This is a genomic window from Halorubrum ejinorense (genome assembly GCF_055389685.1).
The window spans coordinates 2,658,800-2,685,213 of record NZ_AP043777.1; the positions used below are offsets into that span (position 1 = coordinate 2,658,800).

The window sequence follows — 26,414 nt, forward strand, 5'->3', positions numbered from 1 at the left end:
CGGGGCGAGTAGCCGCCCGCAATGACCGACACCGACGCCGAACCGGTCGCGAGTGCCGCGTCCGACGGCGGAGACGGCTGGTTCGAGGCGCTGCCGACCGGCGCGGCCGACAGCGACGCGGCCGGCGACGACGTCGAGGCGGGGAGCGACGACGCGACCGCGGCGGCCGCGACACGGGTTCGCGACGGGAGCGCCGGGTCGCCCGCCGACTGGCCTGCGCGCGCCGTCGAGTCCGGGTTCGCGGACGACGCCGACGAGTACTACGACCGGCTGAAGGCTGCCACGACGCGCGCGACCCGCGAGGCGGTCCGCGAGCGGGAGCGGGCTGACGACGCACAGCTGATTCACGCGATCCGGGCGATGGACGACAGCGAGCGCGTCGCCAACGAGCTCGCGGAGCGCGCCGTCGAGTGGGCCGGGAGCCTCTTCGACGACGTCGGCTCCGGAGTGAGCGGCGCCCGAGCGATCGCGGCCCGCGAACCGGAAAGCGAGGTCGAGCGACGGGCGGTCTCCCTCGCCGAACGCGCAGCCGAGCTCGACGACGAGCGCGCGGCGCTCGCCGAGACGATCGGTCGGATCGCGCCCGCGGTCGCCCCCAACCTCACCGAGATGGCCGGGCCGGAGCTCGCCGCGCGGCTGATCGCGCTTGCCGGCGGGCTGGAGTCGCTCGCCAAGAAACCCTCCGGGACGGTCCAGGTGCTCGGCGCCGAGGACGCGCTGTTCGCACATCTCTCGGGACGCGCGCCGTCGCCGAAACACGGGATCATCTACACGCACGAGTTCGTCCGGGGAACGCGCTCCGAAGACCGCGGCTCCGCGGCGCGAGCGCTCGCCGGGAAGCTGACGCTCGCCGCCCGCGCGGACCACTACGGCGGGGAGCGCCGCGAGCGGCTCCACGACGACCTCCGCGAGCGGATGGCGACGATCCGCGCCCGGGCTGACGACGGGGCCGGCCCAGACGGGTCGGGTAGCGCGGAGACCGAGGAGGTGACCGACGGTGAGTGAGCCGGCCCTGCCGGCGGGCGTCGAGCGCCGCGAGTTCGGCGGCGAGCGACGGCTCGCGACCCGCGGCGAGCCCGTCTACGGCGAGCCGACCGCGGACGGCTGGCGCGCGTGGGACCCGAACCGGTCGAAGCTCGGTGGGATGCTCGAACTCGGCCTGGAGACGGGGCTCGCGGGCGGCGAGACCGTCCTCTACCTCGGCGCGGCGAGCGGGACCACGGTGAGCCACGTCGCCGACTTCGCCGGCCCCACGTACGCGGTCGAGTTCGCGCCGCGCCCGGCGCGCGACCTGCTCGACGCCGCCGAGCCGCGCGACCGCCTCTTCCCGCTGCTCAAGGACGCGCGGAAGCCGGAGACGTACGCGCACGTCGTCGAGTCCGAGGTCGACGCGATCGTTCAGGACGTCGCGACCCGCGGACAGGCCGAGGTGGCCGTCCGCAACGCGCGGTTCCTCGCCGACGACGGGCGGCTGCTGCTCGCGATCAAGGCGCGCAGCGAGGACGTGACCGCGGCGCCGGAAGCGGTGTTCGAGGGCGCGCTCGACCGACTCAGGGAGGGGTACGAGGTGATCGAGACGCGGCGGCTCGACCGGTTCCACGAGGACCACCTCGGCGTCGTGGCGACGCCGAAGTGATCACTCGGTCGGCTCGAAGATCTCCTCGATCCGACAGCCGAAGTGGTCGGCGAGCTCGAAGGCGAGCTCCAGCGAGGGGTCGTAGCGCTCGCGTTCGATCGCGTTGATCGTCTGGCGAGTGACCCCGACGGCGGCGGCGAGGTCGGCCTGACTCTCCCCGGTCTCGGCGCGTCGGTCGCTGATGTCGTTTCTCATGCGTTCCGCTTGTAGTAGAGGAGAGAGACGCCGAACACGACGAAGATCGCGAAGAGGGCCAGGGTCGCACCGTAGAACTCGCCCGGTAACGTGAGCGCGCCGCTCTCCTGTAAGGCGAGCCCGCCTGGCGTCCCAAGGATGAAGAGGTACGCGAAGACGTTCAGCGTGTTCTGACTGGCCTTGCGCTCGATGGCGTTGTCGCGCTCGTCGTACAGCTCGACCGGGCTGAACCGCTGGACGAGCCCCATGCCGAGGCCGCCGGCCCAGTAGAGAGCGACGCCGAGGACGAACCGGTCGAGCGCGATCGAGATCCACAGCGCGAGGATGCCGGCGCCGAGCAGTCCGTAGGCGATTCGTTTGTAGCGTTTTCGGGTGGAGGGCCGAGTCGTCGCGGAGGCGGTGTGTTCGCTCATGATGGAGGGTAAAGCGAGCGGAGCGGGACAAGGTGTAAAGCTCGCTTTACAGTAAAGGAGATTTTACGTTAGATGATAAAACTATCGCCGTCGAGGTCTCTGATAGAGGATCGCGTGAGAGCCGTTCGTGCGCGGGTTTTCAGGTTTCTACCACGACGGCGGCGAGAAGCCGGCGTCTTCGAGGATCGGCTTCCAGCGCTTCTGGACCGAGAGCCGCGAGACGTCCATCGCGTCGGCGACGGCGGACTGCGAGCGCTCCTCGCCGCGGATCAGCCCGGCGACGTAGAGGCTCCCGGCGGCCGCGACGCGTTTTCCCTGGTCGTCTTCCGGGGCGCGGGAGAGGAACAGGTCGACCGCAGTCGAGCGCGTCTCCTCGTCGAGATCGAGCGAGTCGCAGGCCTCCTCGAGCAGTTCGATCCACGCCTCGTTGTCGACTCGGTCGCTCGCCCGGTACACGCGTCCGGGTAGTCGAGGGCGACATATAAACGGCGGCGTTGCTCGGACCGCGTTCGGTCGGGTCGCGTTCGGTCGGGTCGCGTTCGGTCGGGTCGCCGGTCTCAAGTCACCGGCGCACGTAGCGCGCGTATGTCGACGCAGACTTGGGACGAGACTCGGGTCCGGGCGCTTCACGACGACCTCGTGTCGCTGTACGAGCCGGTCGACCGAGTGGCGGAGCACGGCGCCGACCCGACGGCCGAGCCCGGCGAGGGCGTCCGCCAACTGGTGACGACGATCCTCTCGCAGAACGTCGCCGACGAGAACACGCGGCGGGCCGCCGAGGCGCTGTTCGAGCGCTACGCCGACTTCGCGGCGATCGAGGCCGCCGACCACGAGGAGTTGCGCGAGACGATCCGAGTGGCCGGGCTGCCGGACCAGAAGGCCGCCCGGATCCAGCGCGCGCTGACCGCGATCCGCGAGGAGACGGGCGGGGCGTACTCGCTGGCGTTCCTCGACGCGATGGCGACCGACGACGCGAAGGCGTGGCTCACGGAGATCAAAGGCGTCGGCCCGAAGACCGCGAGCGTCGTCTTGAACTTCCACTTCGGCAAGCCGACGATGGCGGTCGACACGCACGTCGAGCGGGTCTCGAAGCGGTTCGGGCTCGTCCCGGAGTCGGCGTCGAACGAGCGCGCCCACGACCTCTTAGACGATCAGGTGCCCGACGAGCTGATCTACCCGCTTCACGTCCTGTTGATTCGACACGGCCGGGAGCACTGCTCGGCCCGTGGCGCGGACTGCGACAACCCCGTCTGCGAGGCGTACTGCGACTGCGAGCACTGCTGATACGGTGGATCGGGATCGGTTGGGGCTGGTTTGTAAGCGAGCGGTGACACTAGATCGGTAGCGGACACCGCCAAAGCCCCGGCCGGGAGGCGGGCGTACGCTCGCTGGGCTCCTCACTCGGTCGCTCACTTCGTTCGCTCCCTCGTTCCGGTGCTTGCGTCGCCTACGCCCGCCTCCCGGACGCCCCTTTGAGTCCCGCCCCACACGGCACCTCACACCTCCCCAACCTCGTCGCTCGCTTCGTCGCCGGCGCTACGCGCCGACTGCCGGAGGGACCTCCGGTCCCTCTTCGCTCGCGACTCCCTCGCGCGTGCTGACTCGCGGCCTGTCGGCCGCTCGCAGGGACGCGCCACCGCGGTCACAAATCCCTCCGCTGCTGTCGGTTCGTTAGGTTCTTGAGTCGGTTTCGCGTACGCTGGTTTGCGCGCGGGTTGCCGAGCCAGGCCAAAGGCGTAGCGCTTAGGACGCTATCCCGTAGGGGTCCGCCGGTTCGAATCCGGTCCCGCGCACTGAACGGAAGCCGACGAGCGACGCGAGTCGGCTAGAGTGAGGGAGCAGGAGCGGGGCGAACCCGTTCACCACACGCTCCCCCGGTACTCGAGCCGTAGGTGGTCGGCCGTCTCCGGCGGGATCCCCATCTCCTCGAACATCCGCCGGAAGACCGCGCGAACGTCGTCTTCCTCGAAGGATCGGGAAGCGCGCGTCTGCGCGTCGACCTCGAGCCCGCCGTGGTAATCGATGTGTACGCGGTAGGTGTACCCGTCCGCTTCGTGCGTGACGGTCGCCCGCGGGAGGACGAAGTCGATCCCGCCGAGCCGCTCTTCGCCCGCGTAGTACTCGCGAGCGTGCTGGCCGGTGCCCGGGAAGGAACGCTCGGTGACCGTCGTCGCGCGAGCGGTCAGCTCGTCGTACGTCGCGCGGAACGCGACCGGCTCGTCGACCCGCATCTCGGGGGTGCCCGCTCCGGGCTCGCCGGGGTCGGCGGCGCGGACGTCCGCCCGGAGTTCCTCGACGTACCCCTCCGCTGTCGCCTCGTCCATCTCGAACAGCAGCGCGAGCCGATCGACGAGCCACTCCTCCGGCGGGAGGTCGTCGACGGTGAACTCGCCGCGGTTGTCGTCCGCGAAGACGGTCACGACGGTGACGCCCTCGTCCGCGTAGAAGGTGGCCCACAGCCGCTTCGTCTCCGAGTGGTCGAACGTGACCCGGAACGCCTCGTACCCCGGGCCGAGTTCGGCGTCGAGCTCGTCGATGCCCTCCGGGTGGAAGCCGCTCGACCCGACGCGCTCGACCGCGTACCCGGCCGCGCCCGCTCGGTCAAGCGTGTCCTCGTACGCGAGGTCCGACACGGTGACGCCGTCCGACGAGTACGACGCCACGTCGGACCCGATCAGGACGCCCGAGAACACCGCGTACGCGGCGACGACGACGACGACGGCCCCGACGAGTGCGATCATGGCCACGCGGAATACGTTCATACGCGTTGATACATCGCAGCGTCGTTTAGCCCTACCGGCGGGAGCGAGGAGCGGTGACGACTCACCCGGCCGCCGAGCCGCGTCTCCCGAGTGACGCGTTCGAGGGGACCGCGGCTACGGCTCCCCCGCCGACACCCGCACCACCTGCTTGCCGATGTTGTCGCCGGAGAACAGTCCGAGGAACGCGTCGGGCGCGTTGTCCAGTCCCTCGACGACCGTCTCGCGGTGCCGGAGGTCGCCGGTCGCGACCCACTGACCCAGCTGTTCGCTCGCCTCGCCGAACCGGGTCGCGAAGTCGCCGACGAGCAGCCCCTCGATTTTGGCTCGCACGGGGATGATCTGCGGGAGCTTCCGCGGGCCGGTCGGGACCGACTCGTCGTTGTAGTGGGCGATCTGTCCGCAGACGGCGACCCGGGCGTCGAGGTTCAACTGCGTGAACACGGCGTCGGTGATGGGGCCGCCGACGTTGTCGAAGTACACGTCGACGCCGTCGGGCGCGGCCGCAGCGAGCGCGGCGCGGTAGTCGTCGGTCGTCTTGTAGTTGATCGCCGCGTCGAAGCCGAGGTCCTCGGTGAGCCAGTCGGTCTTCTCGTCGCTGCCGGCGAAGCCGACCACGCGACAGCCGTTCCGCTTCGCGATCTGGCCGACGACGGAGCCGACCGCGCCCGCCGCGCCGGAGACGACGACCGTGTCCCCGGGCTTGGGCTGACCGACCTCCAGCAGGCCGAAGTAGGCGGTCCGGCCGGGCATGCCGAGGACGCCGAGGTACGCCTCGGGGTCGGCGACCGTCGGGTCGACCGGCGCGACGTCGTCGGCGTCCAGGGTCGCGTAGTCCGCCCACGACCCCTCGCCGGTCACGAGGTCGCCGACCTCGTACGCGTCGCTCTCGCTTTCGACCACTTCGCCGACGACGCCGCCCTTGAGCGCGTCGCCCACGTCCCACGGCTCCGCGTACGACTCGGCGTCGCGCATCCGACCGCGCATGTAGGGGTCGACGGAGAGGAACCGGACGCGAACGAGGAGTTCGCCCGGGTCCGGCGTCGGCACGTCCGTCTCGCGCAGCTCGAAGCAGTCCATGTCGGGCTCGCCCGCCGGTCGCTCGGCGAGAAGCCACTCTCGGTTGGTGTTCGTCACGGCCGGCGTTGGGCGACGCGGGTGAATAGGGTTTGGTCCCCAGCAGCCGTCGGGGGGATTCGGAACCCGCGGCGGACTACCCGCCGCCCAGCGGGACCGTCAGTCGACCGTCCGGGCGGTCGCCGTCGACCGCTTCGAACGGGGCGTTGAGAGGACCGACTGGCGAGGCGACCGGTGTGAGCGAAGCCGAGGAAAGCGAGGTGCGAGAGCCGAACCGGGAAATTCGCGGCGTCGGGTCAGGCGACCGCGACGCCGTTGCGCGTGAGGTAGTCGCTCACGGACTTGATCTCGACCGGGCTCCCGATGATGCGGTACTGCTCGGGACCCTCGACGACGGTGACGGTGAACCGTTCTTCGAGACACTCCCGATGCCCGTCGAGCGCGCGGTGCGGGAGGACGATCTGTGTGCTGTCTCGGAGGCTCGACGGATCTGGCATTCGGCGTGTCTGAGGATTACGCGTCGGTAATATAACCGTGTCGAAGTATCGTCGCGCCAACCACTCTGCGGCCGACGATCGGCCGGTTAGCCCGTACGCGACACCGCGGTTCGGAGCCGGGTGCCGGGGCTCGGAGCGGCGGTGTCGGGGCGGACCTTCGGGCGACAGGCGTCGCGAGGCCGGACCGCGTCAGCGTCCCGGCGACCCGAAGGAACACCTTTAACGAGCCGACCGGCCGAGGGTGAGGTAATGGGACTGGAGGAGGAGATCGAAGACCTCCGCGAGGAGATCGCCGAGACGCCCTACAACAAGTCCACGGAGGCACACATCGGGCGCCTGAAGGCGAAGCTCGCGGAGAAAAAAGAGAAGCTGGAGAACCAGTCCTCCGCCGGCGGCGGCCACGGCTACGCGGTCGAGAAGCACGGCGACGCCACGGTCGCGTTGGTCGGGTTCCCGAGCGTCGGGAAGTCCACCCTCATCAACGCCCTCACCAACGCCGACAGCGAGGTCGGCTCCTACGAGTTCACCACCCTCGACGTCAACCCGGGGATGCTGAAGTACCGCGGCGCGAACATCCAGATCCTCGACGTGCCGGGGTTGATCGAGGGCGCCGCGGGCGGTCGCGGCGGCGGCAAGGAAGTGCTCTCCGTCGTCCGGACCGCGGATCTGGTCGTGTTCATGCTCTCGGTCTTCGAGATCGAGCAGTACGACCGGCTCCGCGAGGAGCTGTACGCGACGAACATCCGGCTCGACACCGAGCCGCCGAACATCAACATCCGGAAGACGCACAAAGACGGGCTCGGCGTGACGATGAGCGACGACGTGAGTCTGGAGGAGGAGACGATAAAACAGGTCCTCCGCGAGTACGGCTACGTCAACGCGAAGGTCACCATCCCCCACGACCTGACGATCGACGAACTCGTCGACGCCGTGATGGACAACCGCGAGTACCTCCCCTCGATGGTCAGCGTCAACAAGGCCGACCTCATCGACAAGAGCTACCTCCCGACCGTGAAAGCGGAGCTCCGCGAGCGGGATCTGGACCCCGACGACGTGCTCTTCATCTCCGCGGAGAAGGGGCTCGGCCTCGACGGGCTCAAGGAGCGCCTCTGGGAGGAGCTGGGCGTTATTCGCATTTACATGGATAAGCCGGGTCGCGGCGTCGACTACGAGGAGCCGCTCATCCTCTTCGAGGGCGACACCGTCGGCGACGCCTGTACGAAGATCGGCGGCGAGTTCGACGAGCGATTCAAATTTGCGCGGGTTTCGGGGAAAAGCGCGAAACACGACGACCAGCAGGTCGGGAAGGGCCACGAGCTGGCCGACGAGGACGTGCTCCGGATCATCGCGCGGAAGTAGACTTTTAATTGAGCGTTGGCAGCGCTATCGCATCAGGCGCCCCCGCCGTTCATTTGTAAATACCAGACAGTGGATCGGCGGCGAACACCGCCAAAACCCCAGCCGTGAGGACTCGATGCGCTCGTTGTGGTCCTCGGCGCTCACTTCGTTCGCGCCTGCGGTCCTTACGTCGCGCGTCTTCGTCCTCACGGCTGCCCCTTTGAGTCCCTCCCCGCACCGCAAACGCACCTCACGCCTCCCCAGCCTCGCGGTTCGCTCGGAGCTCCCTCCGGTCGCCCCTCGCTCACCGCTCCCTCGCACGCGCTCCTCGCGGCCGTCCGAAAACGGCCGCTCAGAGGCGCGCGCCACCGCGCCGTCTTGGTTTCCTCCCGTTCCTTGCGCCGAGTGTCGCATCTGTCGCCCCGCCCGACCGAAAGGCGCTTTTCGCGGGGCCGCGACCATCGAGTATGCTCACGGTCGCGCTCGCGGGCAAGCCGAACGCCGGCAAGTCCACCTTCTACACCGCCGCCACGATGGCCGACGTCGACGTCGCGAACTACCCGTTCACGACCATCGACGCCAACCGCGGGGTGACCCACGTCCGGACGCGCTGCCCGTGTCTCGACCGCGAGGAGCGCTGCGGCAACGAGAACTGCCGCGACGGGAAACGCTACGTCCCGATCGAACTCCTCGACGTCGCCGGGCTGGTGCCGGGCGCACACGAGGGCAAGGGCCTCGGCAACCAGTTCCTCGACGAGCTGACGAACGCGGACGTCGTGGTGAACGTCGTCGACGCCTCCGGCGCGACGAACGCCGAGGGCGAACCGGTCGAGGTCGGGAGCCACGACCCGCTCGGCGACGTGGACTTCATCGAGGAGGAGATGGACCTGTGGCTCGCGGGCATCGTCGATCGCAACTGGGAGAGCGTCGAGCGGAAGTCGCGCTCGCCGGACTTCGACCTCGAAGCCGCACTGTCCGACATGCTCACCGGGTTCGGAGCGACCGAGTACGACGTGGCGAGGGTGCTCCGCGGCTTGGAGTACCCCGACGACCCGAAGGCGTGGACCGACGACGACCGCGAGGCGCTCGCGCGGGCCGTCCGCCGCCGCACCAAACCGATCGTCGTCGTCGCGAACAAGGTCGACGCGGCGCCCGACGGCGCGGTCGACCGAATCCGCGAGGGGACCGACAAGCCCGTGATCGCGGCCACCGCGGACGGCGAACTCGCCCTGCGCCGCGCCGCCGAGGCCGGCGTCGTCGACTACGACCCGGGCGACGAGTCGTTCGAGATCGTCGGCGACGTCTCCGACGACCAGCGCGCCGGCCTCGACGCGCTCCGCGGGTCGATGGCCGAGTACGAGGGCACCGGCGTTCAGGCGGCGCTGAACGCGGCCGTCTACGACTTACTCGACCGCATCACGGCGTACCCGGTTCAGGACGCTGGCAAGTGGACCGACGGGACCGGGAACGTCCTCCCGGACGCGTTCCTCCTGCCCGCCGGGTCGACGCCGCCGGACCTCGCGTACGCGGTCCACTCGGACATCGGCGAGGGGTACCTCCACGCGGTCGACGCGCGCGCCTCGCGCCGGATCGGCGAGGACCGAGAGCTGAGCGAGGGCGACGTGGTGAAGATCGTCTCGACCGCGGGACCGTGACCGGCTTCGGGCGCTCGAGTCGCCCGCGCCCCGTCGTGCGACCGACAGGCACATGCGGGTCGCCCGAGACGGGCCGGTAGAGAGCGGCCATGCTTGGGCTCGAACACGACTTCCGCATCGTCGACACCCGCGCGACCCTCGACCCCGACGAGTCGTCGGTCGCCACTCACGGGCGGGACATCTCGCCGGAGCGATTGGAACGCGAGATGCTCCAGGCGGGGATCGTCCGCGCGGTCGCGAGCCCCGGCCAGCGCGCTGCCGGACGGAGCTACCTCCGCGCGAACAACGCCGTCGCCCGCCTCTCGATCGACCGGCCGTTCGTCGCGTTCGCCCGCCTCAACGGCCCCCGCGACCCGGGGACAGGGCCCGCGTCGGTGGTCCGGAACCTGCGCGCCGAGCGCGGGGACCACCACACCCGGCCTGACGACGTCGAGCAGTACTCCTACGACGACCGCTTCCACGGCTTCACGCTGGCGCCCCACGTCGACGGGCTCCCCGACGAGGAGGTGCTGTCCCGGCTCGAGGCGGCGGACCTCCCGCTGTTCGTCCACGCGGGCCGCGAGTTCCCGCCGGACGCGGTCGAGGCGGAGCTGCTCGGCTACGACTTCCCGGTCGTCCTCGGGAGCTTCGGCGGGTACCCGCTGGACGCCGAACTGATGAACGGGACGCTCGACCTGCTGGACGAGTACGACCGCGTGTACGTCGACACGAGCGCGGTCCGGTACCGCGAGGTGCTCGAACGCGGCGTGTTGGAACACCCCGACCGCGTCCTCTTCGGCTCCGGCGCGCCCGACGTCCACCCCAACGTCGGCGTCATGGAGGTGCTCACCCTCGACGTCTCCGAGGACCTGATGCGCCGCGTCTTCGCCAAGAACCCCGCCCGCCTCGTGCCCGCGCTCGCCGAGGGCGCGGACGTCTGAGCCGGCCCCGCCCCCGACGCCGAAGCGACGCGCACTTGTCGCGCCGCCGCCGACCAACGGACATGAGCGACGCAGACGCCCGAAGCGAGTCCGTCGCGGGCGCCGACGATCCGCACGTCGAGGTCGTCCGCGCGGTCGGCCACGAGCACGTCACCGCCGAGCACGCGAGCACCGTCGAACTCACGACCGACGACTGGCTCACCCCGGCCGGCGACTGTATCGTCGGCGTCGAGGCGGACCGTACCCCGCGGGACTTCGCCGCCGAGTTCCGCGAGGCGTGTCAGGACGCGGGCGCGACCATCGAGGCGACGTTCGTCGTCGACGACGGCGACGACGAGTACCGGGAGACGATCGAGGGGCGCGGCGACCCGGACCTCGCGCTCCGCGACGACCGTTCGATGGTCGGGCGCACGAGCGACTACACCGACGACGAGCGGACGGTCCTCGTCGACGGCGACGGCGCGGCCGCCGACCTCGACCGCGACCTCGTGGCGGCGCTGGCCGACGGCGCGGCCCTGACGCTCCGGCTCGAAGTCGACCCCGCGGAGTGACTGGCGCCGGAAGTCACCGCGACGTCACCGGCTGGCGGTTACGGGGTCGCGTGCTCGGCCGGGTCGGCCCCGGTAACGTCGACCTGTAGATGAACTCCGTTGAACTCCTCCGACGACGAGACGTCTTCGGGGCCGTGCTGAGTACGCGGCGCGTGTGGCTCACAGCAGGAATGCGAACACCGGGTATGAGCCGAGGATCGCCAGCGACGGCGTCAAAACCCACATCGTCACGATACGCTTGGCCGCCGCCGGGTCGAAGAGGCTTCGCTGGTCGATGTCCGCCGGCCCCTCGGCGCCGATGTCCGGAACTTCCGGAGTCTCGTCCGGCTTTTCGGCCGATTCCTCGCTTCGGGCGACGTCCCCGATAGTCGGGCCGGCAGGGACGTCTTCGGAACGTGAAGTGACCAGTGCGCCGGTCGAGACCGCCACGTCCGGACGCTCAGGCGACGGCGTCGCTAACTCCGCCAGCGACGAGACCCGACTCGCCCGACCCCATCCGAGGCCGATGATCGTCGAGGTCGTGCTGACGGCGAGACTCGCCGGGATCCCGAAAGACGAGAGAGCGGTGATGACCGTTCCACCGATCACGGAAACGATCAGTGAGGCGAGAATGGGGAGCTCCGTGATATCGTCCCCGACCGTTTCGAGCGTGCGGCGGGCGATGGTGAAACTACCCACCCCGAAGGCACCCACCGCGAGCAGGACGCCCTGATTCACGGTGAGCGAGCCGCCCGAACCGACGAGGGGAGCGACGGCGTTGGCAGCGTTCGACGCCCCGGCCGAGAACGCCATGTAACAGCCGATGATCACGACCAAAAGCGATCCGACGATGTCCTGGAGCGACGCGTTCGGATTGATGAACGGTCGTGGGATCGTGCTCGACCGGTCGAATTGGATGAACTGGAGGTTAAACGTGGTGAACGCGACGTAGCGGTCGAGATACGGATAGAGGTAGCGACCGATAACGACGCCGAGAGTCAGACAAAGCAGTGGGGAGACGATCCAGGCGGAGACGATAACGAACATCAAGGCCTGATTGAGAGTACCGGTCGCGAGCCCCAAGCCGACGATGGCGCCCACGGCGGTCATCGAAGTCGACGCCGGGACCCCGTAGAGGTTCGATATCAACAGCGACGCCCCGGTGAAAAACAGAACGACGACGCTGGCAACGGGCGTGAACTGGACCGCCGGCACGATGCTGCTGCTCATCGTTTCGATGACGTTCCGACCGACGGTCCACGCCCCGAGGAAGGCGAAGCTAACGAACAGCGCCCCCGCAGTCACCTTTCGAACGAGGCGCGAGCCGACCGCAGGGCCGAACGCGACCCCTGTGGACGACCCGCCGATGTTGAACCCGACGAATGCGGCGACGACGATACCGACGGCGGTCAGGAGCATCACCATCGTAAGTGGATAGATATTGCCAGACGCCGGTTTAGTAGCTTTGACAGCAGTTCCGACTGTCAGTTCACGTTCGGCGCTACACACGGACACGAAGCGTTCGCGTGCCGAGACAGATGGTAGCGGCCGTGATCACTCCGAACGCACCGGCCGTGCTCGCTTTCCCCGATGAACGACACAGCAGACTAACGATTAACGGGTCGATGACCGAAAGGCTGTGTCCCCTCAGTACAGATCGGGACATCTTATTTTCAGTACAGATCGGGACGCCCCTCTGTTAACCACGCGCACTGTAGTCAGCAGCTAGTTCCTACGGGTCGCTGAGATTTCGACGGAGTCGGCTAAACGGGTGATCGGTCGGGGCCGAGGATGCCGGAAGTCCGAACAGTCAGATCGGTAGCTCCGCGTCAGCGCCGACGACGCGGTCCGGCTCCTCGGGAGCGCGCCAGTCGGTGGTCCGCTCCAAGAGTTGGACGACCATGCCCCCCGTCACGCCCCAGACCGTGTAGCCGCCGACGTGGAAGAAGTGGACGCGGTGGTCGCCGTACTCCGGGTGGCCGACGCGCCGCTCCGACTCGTAGTTCGCGGGGTCGGTGAGCGCGTCGACCGGGAGGATCGCGACCTCCGCGACCTCCGACTCGTCCGGGACGTACTCGCGGTCGGGCGCGACGCCGACGAACGGGCGGACCGCGTACTTGCTCGACGTGCGCGTGTCGTCGATCCGCCCGACCACGTCCACCTCGTCGGAGCGCATCCCGACCTCCTCGTCGGCCTCGCGAAGGGCGGTGTCCGTCAGCGTGCGGTCGATCGGCTCGCGGCCGCCGCCCGGGAAACTCATCTGCCCGGGGTGCTCGCCGAGGTGCGCGGCGCGTTTGGTAAAAAGCAGGTGGGCGTCGCCGCCGCGCTCGATGACGGGCGCCAGCACCGCCGCCTCCCGCCGCCCGGCGAGCGACCGCGGCGTGTGGCGGCGCAGCCCCGACAGGTCCATGGTCGAGATAGGCGACGCGAGGCGGTTAACGTTTCCCCGACGGCGGTACCGATAAACGGTAACGTGTGACGCGTTTGGGCGGATCCGGACGCGTCGGTCCGACGGGGGGTCCGGGGAGAGGCTCTGGCGGGCCGTCGTCCCCCCTTGCTTCGCTCACACCGGGAGGGCCTGCTGGACGACCGTCGCCGCGAACGCCGACAGCAGGACGATCGCCGCGACGAGTAACACCGTCCGCTTCGGCGGGAACGCCATGGGCGATCTCACGGCCGGACCGCTCAAGTACCCTGGCGACCGTCACAGCGAATTTCGGTCGTTTTACGTCGAAAGCCGCCCTTACCGGCGGCGTCCATGTCGAGTAATCGGTATCAACCGGGGCGGCCGGCGGTCCGTGAGAGCGACCAGTTCGACCGGGACCGCGAACGCGATGCGTCCGGGAGCGGGCGCGCGCCGCCCCGACGGGGCGGTCGGGTTCGGACCTTTTAAGCCGGCGACACCCGCTTTCGAGAGTAATGAGCGACGACGACCAGGAGCTCGGCATCACCGAGTCCAAGACGCACAACACGGGCGAGTGGTACGCCGAGGTCGTACGGAAGGCGGGGCTGGCGGACTACGGCCCCGAGGGGATGAGCGGCTTCATCGTCACCCGACCGCGGGCCTACGCCGTCTGGGAGCGGCTCCAGGGGTTCCTCGACGCGAAGTTCAAGGACACGGGCGTCCAGAACGCCTACTTCCCGCTGTTCATCCCCGAGTCGTACCTCGAACGCGAGAAGGACATCGTGGAGGGGTTCGACCCCGAGGTCGCGTGGGTCGACGAGGCGGGCAACAAGGAGCTCGAAGAGCGGCTCGCGGTCCGGCCGACCTCCGAGTCGATCATCACCCCGTACATCAGCCAGTGGGTCCGCAGCCACCGCGACCTCCCCCTGCGCGTGAACCAGTGGTGCTCGGTCGTGCGGTGGGAGGCGACCGAGACGAAGCCGTTCTTCCGCACGAAGGAGTTCCTCTGGCAGGAGGGCCACACCGCGCACGCGACGAGCGAGGACGCGTGGGCGGAGACGATGACGCGGCTCGACCAGTACGAGTCGGTCTACGAGGACCTGCTGGCGCTGCCGGTCCTGAAGGGACAGAAGCCCGACCACGACAAGTTCCCCGGCGCGGACACCACGACGACCGTCGAGGCGCTGATGCCCGACGGGAAGTCGGTACAGGCCGGCACCTCTCACCACCTCGGCCAGTCGTTCGCGGAGGCGTTCGACATCACCTACTCGGACGAGGACGAGGAGGAGCGGACCGCCCACACCACCTCGTGGGGACTCTCGTGGCGCGCGCTGGGCGCGCTGATCATGACCCACTCCGACGAGCAGGGGCTCGTCCTGCCCCACACGGTCGCGCCCACGCAGGTCGTCGTCGTCCCCATCTGGCAGGAGGACACGAAAGACGACGTGCTCGCGTACGCCGAGGGCGTGGCCGACGACCTCGACGACGCGGGGATCCGCGTCGAACTCGACGACCGCGACGAGCGCAACCCCGGCTTCAAGTTCAACGAACACGAGCTCAACGGGATCCCGCTCCGGATCGAGATCGGTCCCCACGAGGTCGACGACGAGGAGCTCACCCTCGTCCACCGCCCCGACGGCGAGAGCGTCGAGGTCGACCGCGACGGCGTCGCCGAGACCGTCCGCGAGCAGTTCGACGAGATATACGCCAAGCTGTACGCGACCGCCGAAGAGACCCTCGACGACGGCGTGCGCGAGGCGGGCGACCGCGCGGACATCCTCGGCACGCTCGGCCAGCACGGCGGCTACGTGAAGGCGCCGTGGTGCGGCGACGAGGCCTGCGAGGAGCCGATCAAGGAGCCGCTAGCCGCCGAGATCGTGATGGTCCCGTTCGAGGACGACGATCCCCGCGTCGACGGCGACGGCGACGAGACGTGCGCGATGTGTGACGACGACGCCGAGCGGACCGCCTACTTCGCGAAGACGTACTGAGCGCCGGGGCGGTGTCGCGTTCGCGGTCTGCGTCGGTATCGCGACCCCGAACCGCCGATGCCGCTCTCGTCGGGCGATTAATCCGAGTTGATCCGTCTTAACGGAGTTTCGGGTATATACGGGAGGGACACATACGCCCTGGTGATGAACCGATGGACTGCGACTCTCGTCGTCGCGCTCGTCGCCGGGGCGGTCGTCGCCGGGGCGGTCGGCGCCGCTCCGGTGGGGACGGTCGTCGCCCAGGACGCCCCGAACGAGAGCGACGGCGGGAACGAGACGGACGCGGCGAACGGAACGACCGACATCAGCCCGGGCGAGCAACTCATCGGCGTCGTCGGGGTTCAGGGCGCCGAGGTCGAAGGCGAGGTCGAGTCGCGGGCCTTCGACGTGGCGCTACGCCGCGCCGACAACGAGACCGAGCGCGCCCGAGTGGTCGCGGAGCGACTGAATCGGACCGAAGAGCGGCTCGCAGAGCTGAGAGAGCGGCAACGCGAACTGCGGGAGCGCCGCGACGCCGGGGAGCTGAGCAAGGGGGAGTACGCCGCCCGGACGGCGACGACGACCGCTCAAGTCGAGTCGGTCGCGCGAGGGCTGAACCAGAGCGCCGACGCGGCCGCGGAGCTCCCGGAAGCGGCGCGCGGCGAGCGCGGGATCGACGACGAGCGCCTGTCCGAACTGCGCGAGCGGGCCGACGAACTCCGCGGCCCCGAGGTCGCCGCCATCGCTCGCGGCGTGGCCGGGAACGGCGTCGGCGGGCCGATGGCGCCGGACCGGCGCGGTCCGCCGGGCAACGACAGCGACCGCGGACCGCCGGACGGAGACGCCGAGCGCGGACCGCCCGAGAACGGCACCGAGCGCGGGCCGCCGGAAAACGACACCGAGCGCGGGTCAGCGGACGGCGCGCCCAACGCCACCGACGGCGAGACGCCCGGCGCCCCCGACGGGGACGCGCCCGGTTCGGGCGGGAACGCGAGCGACGAGGCGGCCGGCGACGGGTCCGGGACCGACCGCGCTGACGGCTCCGGGGCGGACGATCGCAGCGGAGGCGAGGGCGGTCCGAGCGAGAACGGCTCCGCCGGTCCGACCGATCCCGGCGAGTCGTCTGACGCCCCGAGCGGGAACGCGGGAAGCGGCTCGATGAGTGGACCGGTCGACGTCGCGGAGGCGGTCGTTCGGTTCGTCACGGGTCGGTATGCGTGACGAGACCGGGAGACCGGGCGACGGTCCGCGGGTCCGGTGGGACGCGGCGCGGCGTGGATGCGAAGTGATTTATTCGCTCTTTCTGTGAATACTCTCGTGAAGCGAGCGTCGGTCCTTCTGGTCGTCGTCGCCTTGCTCGGAGCCGTCGGCTTCGCGCTGGCCGGCAGCGCCGGCGCGGTCCCGTTCGACGGCGGCTTCGAACAGATGGACGTCGAGCCGGACGACGTATCGATAGCAGTCGCCGTCGAGCCGGACGGCGACGCGGAGTGGACCGTGGAGTACCGGATCCAACTCGCTACCGACGAGGAGGGGCAGGCGTTCGAGGAGCTCCGCGCTGACGTGGAAAACGACACCGAGGCGTACACGAGCCGGTTCCGCGAGCGGATGGCCTCGACCGCGGCCACCGCCGAGTCCGCGACGGGCCGCAACATGACGGTGTCGAACGCGACGGTGACCGCGGAGCGGCGTGAGCTCCCGCAGACGTACGGCGTGTTGACCTACCGGTTCGAGTGGACGAACTTCGCCGAAGTCGACGGGGAACGGCTGCGCGTCGGCGACGCGGTCGACGGGCTGTTCCTCGACGGCTCCTCGTCGTTCATCGTCTCGTGGCCGGAGGGGTACCGCCTCGCGGAGACGACGCCGGAGCCGACGGAGGTCCGCGAGCGCTCGGTCGTCTGGACCGGACCGGTCGACTTCTCGGCCGGCCAGCCGCGGATCAGTGTCGCCCCCGCCGGGCCGCTCTCCGGGCTCCCGACCGGCGCGCTCGCCGCGCTCGTCGGCGCACTCGTCGTCGCCGGTGGGGCCGTCGTCTACCGGCGACGAAGCGCCGGCGCCCCCGGAGCGAGCGGTGGGGCCGGGACAGCCGCGACTACGACGACGAGGGACGCGACCCCGACCGACGAGGGCGGCGGGGATGCGAGCGACGGCGACGCGGCCGCCGCCACAGGAGCGAGCGCGGCGGCCGCCGAGCCCGAGGCGAGCGACGAGGCGGCGTCCGACGGCGACGACGCGGCCACGTCGGAGGACTCGGCGGACTCGGACGAGGCGCCCCCGGTCGACAGCGAGCTGTTGAGCAACGAGGAACAGGTCCTTCGGCTGATCGAGTCGCAGGGCGGGCGGATGAAACAGAAGGAGGTGGCCGAGGAGCTTGACTGGACCGCCGCGAAGACGAGTCAGGTGGTCACGGGGCTCCGCGACGAGGACGACCTCGACGGGTTCCGGCTGGGTCGCGAGAACGTCCTCTCGCTGCCCGACTTCGACCCGGAGGAGTCCGAGGACGACGACGAGGGCGGCGATGACGGGACGAGCGGCGACGACGGAAGTGAGGATAGCGGGGGGACGGACAGAGGCGACGAGGGCGGCGCTACCGGCGGCGACTGAACGGACCGACGACGGTCCGCGTCGGGCTCGGTCCGGCCCGGGTCACAGGTCCCGCGAACGGCCGATGTGACACAGTTCACCCCCGCACTCACACTCGCCGGCCGAGTCTGTACGCCGACCGCATTTAAAACACTCGTACACTTCTTCGGTGTCGCAGTCGTATTTTGGTCGCATATACGTCTATCCGTTCCCGTGACAAATAACCACACACCTAATATTCTTTGAATAATATAAATCGGTCGGCGCGCGACGGTGACCGAACGATCGAAATCACAAGCTCCGGGGCCTCGGACCGGAGGTCCCGGTGAGATCCTACGTCTCGGCCGTGAGCTCCTCCACCACCAGCTCGAAGTTACGCGTGTTGGCCTTCCAGACGACGTCGAAGAGGTCACCGACGACTGGGATCGTTCCCGCGACCACGTCCAAGGAGATGTTCGCGATCATCCTGAGCAGCGTCGTGACGGACACACCGAGGCGGGCCGCCTCGACCACGATATACAGCGAGAGCCCGCCGCTGAGTACGTCTCCGGCCCCGGGAAGGATACCGAGGAGCGGATCGATACCGATGCGATACCCGATGAACGGAACGCGGACGCCCTCGTCGAGAACGTACGCGACGATCAGCACGCGCTTGACCGCCGCTCGGTCGACCGACTCCGGGAGGCGCGCGATCCGCTCGTTGGACTCGGCCAGAAACTCGCTCCCCCGTTCTTCTCCCATGGATCGCGTACGGTTTCTCCTCGGTTAATCCTGTGGGGAGTCAGGCGTAGGGGCGCGGAACTGTGCCCTCGTACCGGTCGGTCTGTCAGTCGTCCCGACGAGAACCGGGAGACCGGGGGATGCCACTCGCCGAGGGGATCAGCCGCACAGAAGGTAAGCCGAGCGCACCGCGGCTACTACGCTTCGACTTCACGTCGTTCCGTCAGAAGAGCCGGAGGAGGGATTTGAACCCTCGACCTATTCCTTACGAAGGAATCGCTCTGCCAGCTGAGCTACCCCGGCGCACTGGATAATTCCCCGACGGAAAAATAAGGGTTCCGAAACGGCGACGGGACGGCGATCGACCGGCTCCGGGGGCGACCGAGAACCGGTGAGATTCTCCGAGAAATAACACACGCACGTCACGATATTTCGCTTATTCACCACTGATACACAAGTAGAATCCGAACATGATACAGGGATATAAGGAAAAAGACTAAATACGTGTTCGGACTTTAATCTATTTGTGATGACACCGCCCGCGTGCCGAGACGGCGGGGATCGACTCCCTCGGCGGTGCGTGCCCGGTCGGAGCCCGTACCGGGCGGCGACGGGTCTCGTCGGTCGTCACCCCCACGGCGACTCGGCGCGGCCGTCATCCCCATCAGCGTTCGTCGCGGCTACCGTGTGAAGAACGTCTCCGACGTGCCAAGCGCACAATCGCCTCTGGTCCGACGCCAGCCGCCGCGACCACTTGTCATGTGACGGGCCCCCAGCCGCTCCGCCCTGTCCCCTCGGGGCGGAGGGGCGTTTTCGCTGTCTCGATCCGCTCGCGAGCGGCGCCGCCGGGCCGGCTAGGAAAACAGGCGCTGGACCCGGCGCACCGCCGCGGAGAGTCCGCCGTAGCCGGCGCCGACGACCCCCGCGAGCCGAACCTCCGCGGGTGCGACGCCGAGGCGGTGCGAGAGCGGGCCCGGCCGGGCGTCCGCGCCCACGAGCGCGACCGTCCGACCGCGAACCCTGATCTCGGCCGTGAGACCGCCGCGCACCAGCTCTCCGACCGCGAGGTTCGACGCGGACTCGTCCGGAAGGTGCCGGGCGATGCGGAGGGCGTCGCGGACGCTGTCCACCTCGACGAACAGCCGTTGCCCGGTCGCCCGGACCGCGGCGTCGACCCCGTCTACCGACAGCGTCAGGTCGTCGGTCGCGACCGAGAGCTGCCGTCCCGAGTTACTCCGATTCACTCGTCGTGACTCGAACCCCGCCGTCGACGTGCCACTCGGCGTGTTCGACGTCGTCGCCCGTGCCGCTCGGCACCTGGACGGTGAGGTCCTCGAACTCGTAGTGAATTTCGGCGTTTCGGCCCGTAAGCCGGTCGTACAGACCGATCGCTAGGTCCGGCCACGTGGTCGTCTCGTCGATTCGCTCTTCGGGATCTGCGGAGTCGCTCATACGGGTACACGATAGTGTTTAACACACATAAGTGAACGGGCTGACGTGTCGGTTCGGTTGCGAGAGGGTGAGAGAAGAGACCGAGCGTCCGAGAAAGCGGTCGCGAGAAGCAGGCGACCCGGCCGTCAGTCCTCGGGACGCGTCAGTCGAACGTCGAGACAGACGTTGTACTCGTGGGGAGCGTACGACCGGACGACGCGCTCGGTCTCCACGTCGACCGCGTAGGCGTCGCCCGCGGCCGCCTCGATGGCACGACGACCCGGCCCGAACGGGTCGTCCTCGTGCTGGATGTCGTAGTAGTGGATCACGCAGTCGTCGCCGGCGAGCGCGACGGCGGTATCGAGGAACTCGTCCGCGGAGTGCGGGAGGTTCATCACCAGCCGCTCGGCGGTGTCGGCGTGGGAGTCGGCCAAGTCGCGCACGTCGCCCGCGACCGCGGTGACGCGGTCGGCCACGCCGTTCCGCTCGGCGTTCTCGCGGAGGTACTCGATCGCGCGCTCGTTGAGGTCGCAGGCGACCACGTCGGCGCCGCGGGCCGCCATCGGCACGGCGTACGGGCCCACCCCGGCGAACATGTCGATCACCGACTCGCCGGCCGCCACCTGCTCGACGACGCGGTGGCGCTCGGTCGCGAGGCGGGGCGAGAAGTAGACGGCCGCGACGTCGAGCGCGAACTCGTGGCCGTACTCCCGGTGGACCGTCTCGGTGCCGTTCCCGGCCAGCACGTCCCACTCGCGGACCCGAAGTTCGCCCTCGATCGGCGAGGCGCGGTTGAGGACGGTGTCGCAGGGGAGGTCGGCCGCCATCACGGCCTCGGCGATCTCGCGGGCCCGCTCGTCGTCGTCCTCGTCGACGATGACGATGCCGCCCAGTCGCTCGAGCGACGGTTCGTAGCCGAGGACCTCCGCGGGCGTCGTCGGTCGGTCCCGGGCGGCCGCGTCGCGCTCGACGATCCGGTCCGCCAAGTCGGCGGGGACCCGGTCGCGGGCCGCCACGGGGATGTAGATCGTGTCGCCGTCGACGGCGATCTGGTGGTCGCCGTCGAGCGCGCCGGCGTCGGCGAGCCGGCTCCGAACGGTCTCGCCGCGCTCGCGGGCGACGGCGACGCAGGGAACGCTCATCGTCGGGAGGAGGCGGGCGAGCGAATAAACGGTGACGCTTCGCCGGTCGCGTGCGGGATATCCGGTCACCCCGGGAACGCCCGCTCACTCCTCGGCGGTCGCGGCCGCGACCGCGTCGAGCAGCGCCGCGTCGCCGACGTCGGCGGAGACCGCAACGAGCGGGTCCGCGGCCGCGGCCACGTCGGCGTTCGGGCCGGAGACGCGGCTCTCGCTATCGTTTCCGCGGCCGACTGCGACGGTCGCGTCCGCGTCGGCCGCGAGCTCCCGTGCCGCCGCGACCGCCTCGGAATCTGGCCCCTCGAAGGGGGGCGCCGTCACGGCGGTCGCGTCGGCGTCCGCGGCGGCGCCGGCGGCCGCGTCGCCCGCGGGGACCACGCCGACGGACGGCTCGTGGCCCGCGGCGGCCAGCCTCGCGACGACGCGCGCGGCCGGGCGTCCCGTGCCGATCACGTGGACGCGGTGCGGCGCGGCGTCGTGCGGCGGGAACGCGGTGACCGCCGGGGTCCCGGTCGCGGGGTTGCGCCCGACGAACGCCTCGGCGTCGAAGGCGTCCCCGACGGTGGACGCCGAGAGCACCGACTCGGGCTGGCCGGCGGCCTGAACGCCGCCGTTCGCGAGGACGACGACCTCGTCGCAGTACCGCGCGGCCGCGTCGAGGTCGTGGATGGCCGCGATCGCTCCGCGCTCGCCGTCGTCGACGAACGCCCGGACCAGTTCGAGCGTCTCGACGGCGTGGTTCACGTCGAGGCTGGCGGTCGGCTCGTCTAAGAGGAGGAGGGGGGCCGCCTGCGCGAGTGCCCGGGCGAGCAGGACGCGCTGGCGCTCGCCGCCAGAGACCTCGGTGATCGACCGGCCGGCGAAGCGCTCGACGTCCGCGGCCGCCATCGCGGCGTCGACCGCGTCGTCGTCGTCGGGGCCGTGCGCGTCGAAGCGGCCGAGGTGCGGCGTCCGCCCCATCTCGACGACGTGGCGGACTCGGAAGTCGAACGCGAGGTCCGTCGCCTGCGGGACGCTCGCTACGCGGCGCCCGACCTCGCGGGCCGACAGCGACGACGCCGGCTCGCCGCCGATCCGCACGGTCCCCGCGTCCGGCTCGACCGCGCCGGTCACCGCGCGCAACACCGTCGTCTTGCCGGCGCCGTTCGGCCCGACCAGCCCGACGAGCGAGCCGGGTTCGACCCGGAGGTCGACGCCGGAGACGACGTCGAGGTCGCCGAACGAGACGGCCACGTCCGACACCGACAGGAGGGGTTCGTCGCCGAACGACAGCGCCGTTCCGGGCGGCGAGTCGGTCTCGGTCCGGTCGGCGCTCACAGCTCGGTCACCTCTCGGGTCACGAGCAGGTAGACGAAGAAGGGGGCGCCGACCGCGGCCGTGACGATACCGACCGGGTACTCCGCGGCCCCCGAGCGCGCGACCGTGTCGGCCGCGACGAGGAAGGTGCCGCCGGCGAGCGCCGCGGTCGGGAGCAGCACCCGGTGGTCGGGGCCGACGACGAGCCGGAGCATGTGCGGGACGATGAGGCCGACGAAGCCGATCACGCCGGCGAACGCGACGCCGGCGGCCGTGACGAGCGCCGAGGCGGCGAGCAGCACGCGCTTCGTGCGCTCCACCGCGATCCCGAGCCCGCGGGCCTCCTCCTCGCCGAGCAGGAGGACGTTGAGGTCGCGGGCGTACGCGAGCAACACGAAGAACAGCGGCGGAACGACGACGGCAGTGATGGCGACCTCGCTCCACGCGGCGCCCGAGAGGTGACCCATCAGCCACGCGACGACCTGCCGCAGCGACTCGCCGGCCTGTAGCTGGAGGTACGAGACGACGGCGCCGAGGAACGTCTGGACCGCGACGCCGGCCAGAAGGAGGGTCGCGACGGGCGTCCGCCCGTGACGGGTCGCGATGGCGTACACGCCGAAGGCGGCCACGAGCGCGCCGGCGAACGCGGCGAGGCTGGTTCCCGCGCCGCGCGAGAGCGCGACGTCGACGGGCCCGAGGAGGGGAACGGCGACCGTCGCGGAGAAGGCCAGCGGGAACACGATGAACGCGACCGCGCCGACCGCCGCCCCGGAGGAGACGCCGATGATCGACGGGTCCGCCATCGGGTTCCGGAAGAAGCCCTGCATCACCGTGCCGGCGGCCGCGAGCGCGAACCCGACGAGCGCGCCGAGCAGGATCCGCGGGAGCCGCACGCCCACGACGATCCGCTGGTGGACCGAGTCGACGGGGAACGCGAACGGCGACGCGAACGCGAGGTCGAGGCCGGGGAGCGTGAGCGGCCCCACGCCGGGGAGCGGCAGGGGACCGACGCCGCCCGCGTTCGCCTCGATCCCGGCCGGCACCGCGAGCGCGTCCAACACGGACTTGACGACCGTCTCCGGCGGGATCCGAACGGGTCCGATCGCGGCGCTGACGACGATCACGACCGCCAACAGCGCGGCTACCGCCGCGGACCAGACCGCCGACCGGAGCCACGGTCGCATGTGTATTCCAACACAACTTGTAGTAGGTAAATACTTATTGGACGAGTCCGGTCGTTGAGTCGATGCGAAACAGCTTCGCGATCGCGATGGCCGTGCTGGTGACGACCGCCCTCCTCGGCGGCGTCGCCGGGCCGGCCGCTGGCGCACAGCCGACGATATCGACGGACGCACCGACCGCGGGCGCCGGGCCGGCGGTGGGTGCGGTGGACGCCACCGGGACGGGCGTCGGCCCCGCGCAGACGGACGACGCCTGCGGGTTCCCCGTCGAGGTGACCGACGCGACCGGGACCACGGTGACGCTCGACGAGTCGCCCGACCGGATCACGACGATCAACCCCTCGGCCGCGCAGACGCTGTGGGAGCTCGGCGAGCAGGACCGCGTCGTCGGCGTGAGTCAGTTCGCGTCCTACCTCGACGGCGCCGGGGAACGAGCGAACGTCTCGGCCGAGTTCGGCGCGAGCGTCGAGCGCGTCGTCGACACCGAGCCCGACCTCGTGCTGGCGCCGAACTCCTCGGCGGCGGACGTGGAGCCGCTCCGCGAGCAGGGGCTGACGGTGTACCACTTCCCCGCGGCGACCTCCATCGACGACATCGCCGAGAAGACGGAGACGATCGGCCGGCTCGTCGGCGCGTGCGACGCGGCCGCCGAGACCAACGAGGAGATGTACGACGCGGTCGAAGACGCCGAGAACCGGACCGCCGGCCTCGACCGACCGGCCGCGCTGTACCCGCTCGGCGGCGGCTACGTCGCCGCGAACAACACCTTCATCGACGCGATCATGACCGTCGGCGGCACCGACAACGTCGCCGCCGAGTACGAGGCGTACCCGCAGCTCTCCGACGAGGTCATCCTCGAAACGAACCCCGAACTGGTCTTGGTCACGGACTCCGAGGCGTCGATCCTCGACCAGGAACCCTACGCCAGTACGACCGCGGGCACCGAGGGCAACTACGTGGTGATGAACGTGAACTACCTCAACCAGCCCGCGCCGCGAAGCGTGATCGAGTCGTCGGAGACGCTCTCGACCGCGGTGGTGGCGTTCCAGAGCGAGGAGAGCGAGTCGACCGACGGGTCCGGTGACGACGCAGACGACGGCTCGTCGAGCGACGGCGACGACGGCTCGTCGGAGGACACTGCTGACGGCGACTCGTCCGAAGACGATTCGATGAACTCCACGGACGAGAGCGGAGGCACGGGCGACGAGGCGCCCGGCTTCGGCGTCGTCGCGGCCGCCCTCGCACTGATCGCGACCGGGTTGCTCGCGCGGCGCGAGTGAACTGACTCAGTCGCAGACGGACGAGATTTCCTAAATCCCCTGACCCATCAGGTGGCTCCGGAGGATGTCGGGGGTCTTCAGCCCGGCGTCGCTGTTGAGCAGGACGACGGTCTCGTCGCCGTCGAAGAAGTCGTCCTCGCCGAGCGCCCACGCGGCGGCGGGGGCCGCGCCGCCCGTGGCGCCCATCTCGACGACCTCGTTTTGCGCGACGGCGACCGCGCTCGCGAGGATGTCGTCGTCGTCGACGCCGACCGCGGCCCCGTCGCTTTCCTCGACCGCCTCGACGGCGGCCGCGCCGCCGGCGGGGTCCGGAATCTCCAGCTCGCCGCAGATGGTGTCCGGCGTCTCCCACGGTTCGGGCTCCGAGAGCCCGCGCTCGACCGCGGCGGCGATCGGGGCGCAGCCGGCCGCCTGCGCGGCGACGACGCGCGGCGCGTCGTCGATAGCGCCGATCCGGTCGAGTTCGACGAACCCCTTGTGGACGCCGGCGATCACCTCGCCGGAGCCGGTCGGGACGACGACGACGTCCGGCGCCGCGCCGAGGTCGGCCACCAGCTCGAAGGCGATCGTCTTCGCGCCCTCGTGGCGGTACGGCGTGACGAACTCGCCGAGGTCGGTGTACTCCGTCGCTAACTGCTCGTCGACCGCGGCGGCCGCGTCCGGGAAGCGCCCGCCGACCACGCGCATCTCGCCGCCGTGGACGTTCGTCATGGACTTGTTCGAGAAGGCGCAACGAGAGGGGACGAACGCGTACGAGCGCAGGTCCGCCCGGCCGGCGTACGCCGCCATCGACTGCCCGGCGTTGCCGGGGCTCGCACAGACGAGCGGTTCGACCTCGGCGCCCTCCGCGACCCGCTTCGCCACCGCGGTCATCGCGAGCGAGAGGCCGCGGTCGAGGACGGTCCCCGTGGGGTTCCGCCCCTCGTCTTTGACGTACACGGCGTCGACGTCGAGCTCGTCGGCGAGTCGGTCGGTGGCCACGAGCGGCGTGCCGCCCTCGCCAGCGGTGAGCGCGTCTGCTGCGGGGAACGGTAACAGCGCGTCGAAGCGCCAGTGACCGCGGGCGGTCGCGGGCGCGGTCCGTGCGTCGCCGCTCGCGCCGCGGGCCGCCGGGTCGAACAGCGCGTCCGGGTCGACCGCGTCGTAGTCGTACACTGGGTCGAGGCCGCGCGCCCGCTCGTCGGGGTCGACGGCCGTCGCGTCGGCGGTCTCGTGAACGCGTCCCGACGCGCGACTCTCCAGCCCGCGGAACGCCGGCGTGGTCTCGATGTTCTCCATACCGATCGTTGCGGCGGCCGCGACTAATCGCTTCGCACTCGGAACTGGACCGCTACCCCACAGAGGGTCCAACCGTGCGGTGGCGCGTTCCGACGAGCGCCCGAAAGGCGCGAGC

Annotated in this window: 26 protein-coding genes and 2 tRNA genes; 12 read left to right on the top strand and 16 right to left on the bottom strand. The window is 70.2% G+C overall.

The window, feature by feature from the left end:
* Positions 1-21: 21 nt before the first annotated feature.
* Positions 22-1,005 carry an NOP5/NOP56 family protein gene (locus ACZ5KW_RS14710; protein ID WP_343780697.1) on the top strand — a complete coding sequence of 328 codons (984 nt, stop codon included), beginning with the start codon at positions 22-24 and terminating at the stop codon, positions 1,003-1,005.
* A complete protein-coding gene (locus ACZ5KW_RS14715) occupies positions 998-1,636 on the top strand; it encodes a fibrillarin-like rRNA/tRNA 2'-O-methyltransferase (RefSeq protein WP_343780696.1) in 639 nt (212 codons plus the stop codon). The genes ACZ5KW_RS14710 and ACZ5KW_RS14715 overlap by 8 nt, the downstream gene beginning before the upstream one ends.
* Here ACZ5KW_RS14715 and ACZ5KW_RS14720 read toward each other — a convergent pair whose 3' ends face one another.
* The 3 genes from ACZ5KW_RS14720 to ACZ5KW_RS14730 form a co-directional block, all read right to left on the bottom strand.
* Complete coding sequence (locus ACZ5KW_RS14720) at positions 1,637-1,831, bottom strand: helix-turn-helix transcriptional regulator (protein WP_343780695.1); 195 nt, start codon at positions 1,829-1,831, stop codon at positions 1,637-1,639.
* A complete protein-coding gene (locus ACZ5KW_RS14725) occupies positions 1,828-2,244 on the bottom strand; it encodes a DUF2178 domain-containing protein (protein WP_343780694.1) in 417 nt (138 codons plus the stop codon). The genes ACZ5KW_RS14720 and ACZ5KW_RS14725 overlap by 4 nt, the downstream gene beginning before the upstream one ends.
* 147 nt (positions 2,245-2,391) lie before the next feature.
* Complete coding sequence (locus tag ACZ5KW_RS14730) at positions 2,392-2,700, bottom strand: transcription initiation factor IIB family protein (protein WP_343780692.1); 309 nt, start codon at positions 2,698-2,700, stop codon at positions 2,392-2,394.
* 129 nt (positions 2,701-2,829) lie between these two features.
* Between ACZ5KW_RS14730 and ACZ5KW_RS14735 the strand changes: the two genes are divergently transcribed.
* Positions 2,830-3,528 (top strand): endonuclease III domain-containing protein, encoded by a 699-nt coding sequence (locus ACZ5KW_RS14735; RefSeq protein ID WP_343780691.1) that lies wholly within the window; start codon positions 2,830-2,832, stop codon positions 3,526-3,528.
* A gap of 424 nt (positions 3,529-3,952) precedes the next feature.
* Positions 3,953-4,037, top strand: a tRNA-Leu gene (locus ACZ5KW_RS14740).
* Positions 4,038-4,103: 66 nt separating this feature from the next.
* On the opposite strand, the gene ACZ5KW_RS14745 is transcribed toward ACZ5KW_RS14740, so the two are convergent.
* From ACZ5KW_RS14745 to ACZ5KW_RS14755, 3 genes are all read right to left on the bottom strand, one after another.
* The gene (locus tag ACZ5KW_RS14745; RefSeq protein ID WP_343780690.1) at positions 4,104-5,006 is read right to left on the bottom strand and encodes a hypothetical protein; all 903 of its coding nucleotides are present in this window, start codon (positions 5,004-5,006) and stop codon (positions 4,104-4,106) included.
* A 114-nt stretch (positions 5,007-5,120) separates the two neighbouring features.
* Entirely contained in the window at positions 5,121-6,140 is a 1,020-nt protein-coding gene (locus ACZ5KW_RS14750) for an NADP-dependent oxidoreductase (RefSeq protein ID WP_343780689.1), read from the bottom strand.
* A 236-nt stretch (positions 6,141-6,376) separates the two neighbouring features.
* A complete protein-coding gene (locus ACZ5KW_RS14755) occupies positions 6,377-6,577 on the bottom strand; it encodes a VNG_1110C family protein (protein ID WP_343780687.1) in 201 nt (66 codons plus the stop codon).
* A 249-nt stretch (positions 6,578-6,826) separates the two neighbouring features.
* Between ACZ5KW_RS14755 and ACZ5KW_RS14760 the strand changes: the two genes are divergently transcribed.
* The 4 genes from ACZ5KW_RS14760 to ACZ5KW_RS14775 all read left to right on the top strand — a co-directional run bounded on the left by ACZ5KW_RS14760 (position 6,827) and on the right by ACZ5KW_RS14775 (position 11,041).
* Positions 6,827-7,936 (top strand): OBG GTPase family GTP-binding protein, encoded by a 1,110-nt coding sequence (locus ACZ5KW_RS14760; protein WP_343780686.1) that lies wholly within the window; start codon positions 6,827-6,829, stop codon positions 7,934-7,936.
* Positions 7,937-8,382: 446 nt separating this feature from the next.
* Entirely contained in the window at positions 8,383-9,570 is a 1,188-nt protein-coding gene (locus tag ACZ5KW_RS14765) for a redox-regulated ATPase YchF (RefSeq protein WP_343780684.1), read from the top strand.
* 89 nt (positions 9,571-9,659) lie between these two features.
* Positions 9,660-10,490, top strand: coding sequence for an amidohydrolase family protein (locus ACZ5KW_RS14770; protein ID WP_343780683.1), 831 nt, complete (start codon positions 9,660-9,662; stop codon positions 10,488-10,490).
* A gap of 62 nt (positions 10,491-10,552) precedes the next feature.
* Positions 10,553-11,041 (top strand): DUF371 domain-containing protein, encoded by a 489-nt coding sequence (locus ACZ5KW_RS14775; RefSeq protein ID WP_343780682.1) that lies wholly within the window; start codon positions 10,553-10,555, stop codon positions 11,039-11,041.
* Between the two features lie 159 nt (positions 11,042-11,200).
* On the opposite strand, the gene ACZ5KW_RS14780 is transcribed toward ACZ5KW_RS14775, so the two are convergent.
* Positions 11,201-12,445: an inorganic phosphate transporter gene (locus tag ACZ5KW_RS14780; RefSeq protein WP_343780680.1), complete on the bottom strand. Its 1,245-nt coding sequence runs from the start codon at positions 12,443-12,445 to the stop codon at positions 11,201-11,203.
* A 385-nt stretch (positions 12,446-12,830) separates the two neighbouring features.
* The gene (locus ACZ5KW_RS14785) at positions 12,831-13,430 is read right to left on the bottom strand and encodes an NUDIX hydrolase (protein ID WP_343780679.1); all 600 of its coding nucleotides are present in this window, start codon (positions 13,428-13,430) and stop codon (positions 12,831-12,833) included.
* Between the two features lie 509 nt (positions 13,431-13,939).
* Here ACZ5KW_RS14785 and proS point away from each other — a divergent pair.
* The 3 genes from proS (at position 13,940) to ACZ5KW_RS14800 (ending at position 17,995) form a co-directional block, all read left to right on the top strand.
* A complete protein-coding gene (gene proS / locus ACZ5KW_RS14790; RefSeq protein WP_343780678.1) occupies positions 13,940-15,415 on the top strand; it encodes a proline--tRNA ligase in 1,476 nt (491 codons plus the stop codon).
* 144 nt (positions 15,416-15,559) lie between these two features.
* Positions 15,560-16,615: a hypothetical protein gene (locus ACZ5KW_RS14795; protein ID WP_343780677.1), complete on the top strand. Its 1,056-nt coding sequence runs from the start codon at positions 15,560-15,562 to the stop codon at positions 16,613-16,615.
* A 96-nt stretch (positions 16,616-16,711) separates the two neighbouring features.
* Positions 16,712-17,995 carry a helix-turn-helix transcriptional regulator gene (locus tag ACZ5KW_RS14800; protein WP_343780676.1) on the top strand — a complete coding sequence of 428 codons (1,284 nt, stop codon included), beginning with the start codon at positions 16,712-16,714 and terminating at the stop codon, positions 17,993-17,995.
* Positions 17,996-18,307: 312 nt separating this feature from the next.
* Here the strand turns inward: ACZ5KW_RS14800 and ACZ5KW_RS14805 are convergent, their stop codons facing one another.
* The 7 genes from ACZ5KW_RS14805 to btuC form a co-directional block, all read right to left on the bottom strand.
* Positions 18,308-18,715 (bottom strand): DUF4112 domain-containing protein, encoded by a 408-nt coding sequence (locus ACZ5KW_RS14805; RefSeq protein ID WP_343780675.1) that lies wholly within the window; start codon positions 18,713-18,715, stop codon positions 18,308-18,310.
* 209 nt (positions 18,716-18,924) lie between these two features.
* Positions 18,925-18,997, bottom strand: a tRNA-Thr gene (locus ACZ5KW_RS14810).
* A gap of 551 nt (positions 18,998-19,548) precedes the next feature.
* Complete coding sequence (locus ACZ5KW_RS14815) at positions 19,549-19,938, bottom strand: peptide ABC transporter ATP-binding protein (RefSeq protein ID WP_343780674.1); 390 nt, start codon at positions 19,936-19,938, stop codon at positions 19,549-19,551.
* Positions 19,925-20,146, bottom strand: a complete 222-nt coding sequence (locus tag ACZ5KW_RS14820; RefSeq protein WP_343780672.1) for a hypothetical protein — start codon at positions 20,144-20,146, stop codon at positions 19,925-19,927. The genes ACZ5KW_RS14815 and ACZ5KW_RS14820 overlap by 14 nt, the downstream gene beginning before the upstream one ends.
* Before the next feature lie 125 nt (positions 20,147-20,271).
* Positions 20,272-21,267, bottom strand: coding sequence for a class I SAM-dependent methyltransferase (locus tag ACZ5KW_RS14825; protein ID WP_343780671.1), 996 nt, complete (start codon positions 21,265-21,267; stop codon positions 20,272-20,274).
* 84 nt (positions 21,268-21,351) lie between these two features.
* Entirely contained in the window at positions 21,352-22,581 is a 1,230-nt protein-coding gene (locus ACZ5KW_RS14830) for an ATP-binding cassette domain-containing protein (RefSeq protein WP_371153034.1), read from the bottom strand.
* On the bottom strand, positions 22,578-23,744 hold the full coding sequence (gene btuC / locus ACZ5KW_RS14835) for a vitamin B12 ABC transporter permease BtuC (RefSeq protein WP_343780668.1): 1,167 nt from the start codon (positions 23,742-23,744) through the stop codon (positions 22,578-22,580). The genes ACZ5KW_RS14830 and btuC overlap by 4 nt, the downstream gene beginning before the upstream one ends.
* Positions 23,745-23,806: 62 nt before the next feature.
* Here btuC and ACZ5KW_RS14840 point away from each other — a divergent pair, with 62 nt between their 5' ends.
* Positions 23,807-25,021 (top strand): PGF-CTERM-anchored ABC transporter substrate-binding protein, encoded by a 1,215-nt coding sequence (locus ACZ5KW_RS14840; protein ID WP_343780667.1) that lies wholly within the window; start codon positions 23,807-23,809, stop codon positions 25,019-25,021.
* A 30-nt stretch (positions 25,022-25,051) separates the two neighbouring features.
* Here ACZ5KW_RS14840 and ACZ5KW_RS14845 read toward each other — a convergent pair whose 3' ends face one another.
* Positions 25,052-26,299 carry a pyridoxal-phosphate dependent enzyme gene (locus ACZ5KW_RS14845; RefSeq protein ID WP_343780666.1) on the bottom strand — a complete coding sequence of 416 codons (1,248 nt, stop codon included), beginning with the start codon at positions 26,297-26,299 and terminating at the stop codon, positions 25,052-25,054.
* Between the last annotated feature and the right edge of the window lie 115 nt (positions 26,300-26,414).

Bases quoted from the DNA above. Each gene is read 5' to 3' on its own strand.
- ACZ5KW_RS14820 (WP_343780672.1), bottom strand. From the start codon at position 20,146: ATGAGCGACTCCGCAGATCCCGAAGAGCGAATCGACGAGACGACCACG.
- ACZ5KW_RS14760 (WP_343780686.1), top strand. From the start codon at position 6,827: ATGGGACTGGAGGAGGAGATCGAAGACCTCCGCGAGGAGATCGCCGAG.
- btuC (WP_343780668.1), bottom strand. From the start codon at position 23,744: ATGCGACCGTGGCTCCGGTCGGCGGTCTGGTCCGCGGCGGTAGCCGCG.
- ACZ5KW_RS14765 (WP_343780684.1), top strand. From the start codon at position 8,383: ATGCTCACGGTCGCGCTCGCGGGCAAGCCGAACGCCGGCAAGTCCACC.
- ACZ5KW_RS14720 (WP_343780695.1), bottom strand. From the start codon at position 1,831: ATGAGAAACGACATCAGCGACCGACGCGCCGAGACCGGGGAGAGTCAG.
- ACZ5KW_RS14755 (WP_343780687.1), bottom strand. From the start codon at position 6,577: ATGCCAGATCCGTCGAGCCTCCGAGACAGCACACAGATCGTCCTCCCG.
- ACZ5KW_RS14710 (WP_343780697.1), top strand. From the start codon at position 22: ATGACCGACACCGACGCCGAACCGGTCGCGAGTGCCGCGTCCGACGGC.
- ACZ5KW_RS14845 (WP_343780666.1), bottom strand. From the start codon at position 26,299: ATGGAGAACATCGAGACCACGCCGGCGTTCCGCGGGCTGGAGAGTCGC.
- ACZ5KW_RS14795 (WP_343780677.1), top strand. From the start codon at position 15,560: ATGAACCGATGGACTGCGACTCTCGTCGTCGCGCTCGTCGCCGGGGCG.
- ACZ5KW_RS14725 (WP_343780694.1), bottom strand. From the start codon at position 2,244: ATGAGCGAACACACCGCCTCCGCGACGACTCGGCCCTCCACCCGAAAA.
- ACZ5KW_RS14785 (WP_343780679.1), bottom strand. From the start codon at position 13,430: ATGGACCTGTCGGGGCTGCGCCGCCACACGCCGCGGTCGCTCGCCGGG.
- proS (WP_343780678.1), top strand. From the start codon at position 13,940: ATGAGCGACGACGACCAGGAGCTCGGCATCACCGAGTCCAAGACGCAC.
- ACZ5KW_RS14780 (WP_343780680.1), bottom strand. From the start codon at position 12,445: ATGGTGATGCTCCTGACCGCCGTCGGTATCGTCGTCGCCGCATTCGTC.
- ACZ5KW_RS14775 (WP_343780682.1), top strand. From the start codon at position 10,553: ATGAGCGACGCAGACGCCCGAAGCGAGTCCGTCGCGGGCGCCGACGAT.
- ACZ5KW_RS14825 (WP_343780671.1), bottom strand. From the start codon at position 21,267: ATGAGCGTTCCCTGCGTCGCCGTCGCCCGCGAGCGCGGCGAGACCGTT.
- ACZ5KW_RS14805 (WP_343780675.1), bottom strand. From the start codon at position 18,715: ATGGGAGAAGAACGGGGGAGCGAGTTTCTGGCCGAGTCCAACGAGCGG.
- ACZ5KW_RS14840 (WP_343780667.1), top strand. From the start codon at position 23,807: ATGCGAAACAGCTTCGCGATCGCGATGGCCGTGCTGGTGACGACCGCC.
- ACZ5KW_RS14735 (WP_343780691.1), top strand. From the start codon at position 2,830: ATGTCGACGCAGACTTGGGACGAGACTCGGGTCCGGGCGCTTCACGAC.
- ACZ5KW_RS14745 (WP_343780690.1), bottom strand. From the start codon at position 5,006: ATGAACGTATTCCGCGTGGCCATGATCGCACTCGTCGGGGCCGTCGTC.
- ACZ5KW_RS14770 (WP_343780683.1), top strand. From the start codon at position 9,660: ATGCTTGGGCTCGAACACGACTTCCGCATCGTCGACACCCGCGCGACC.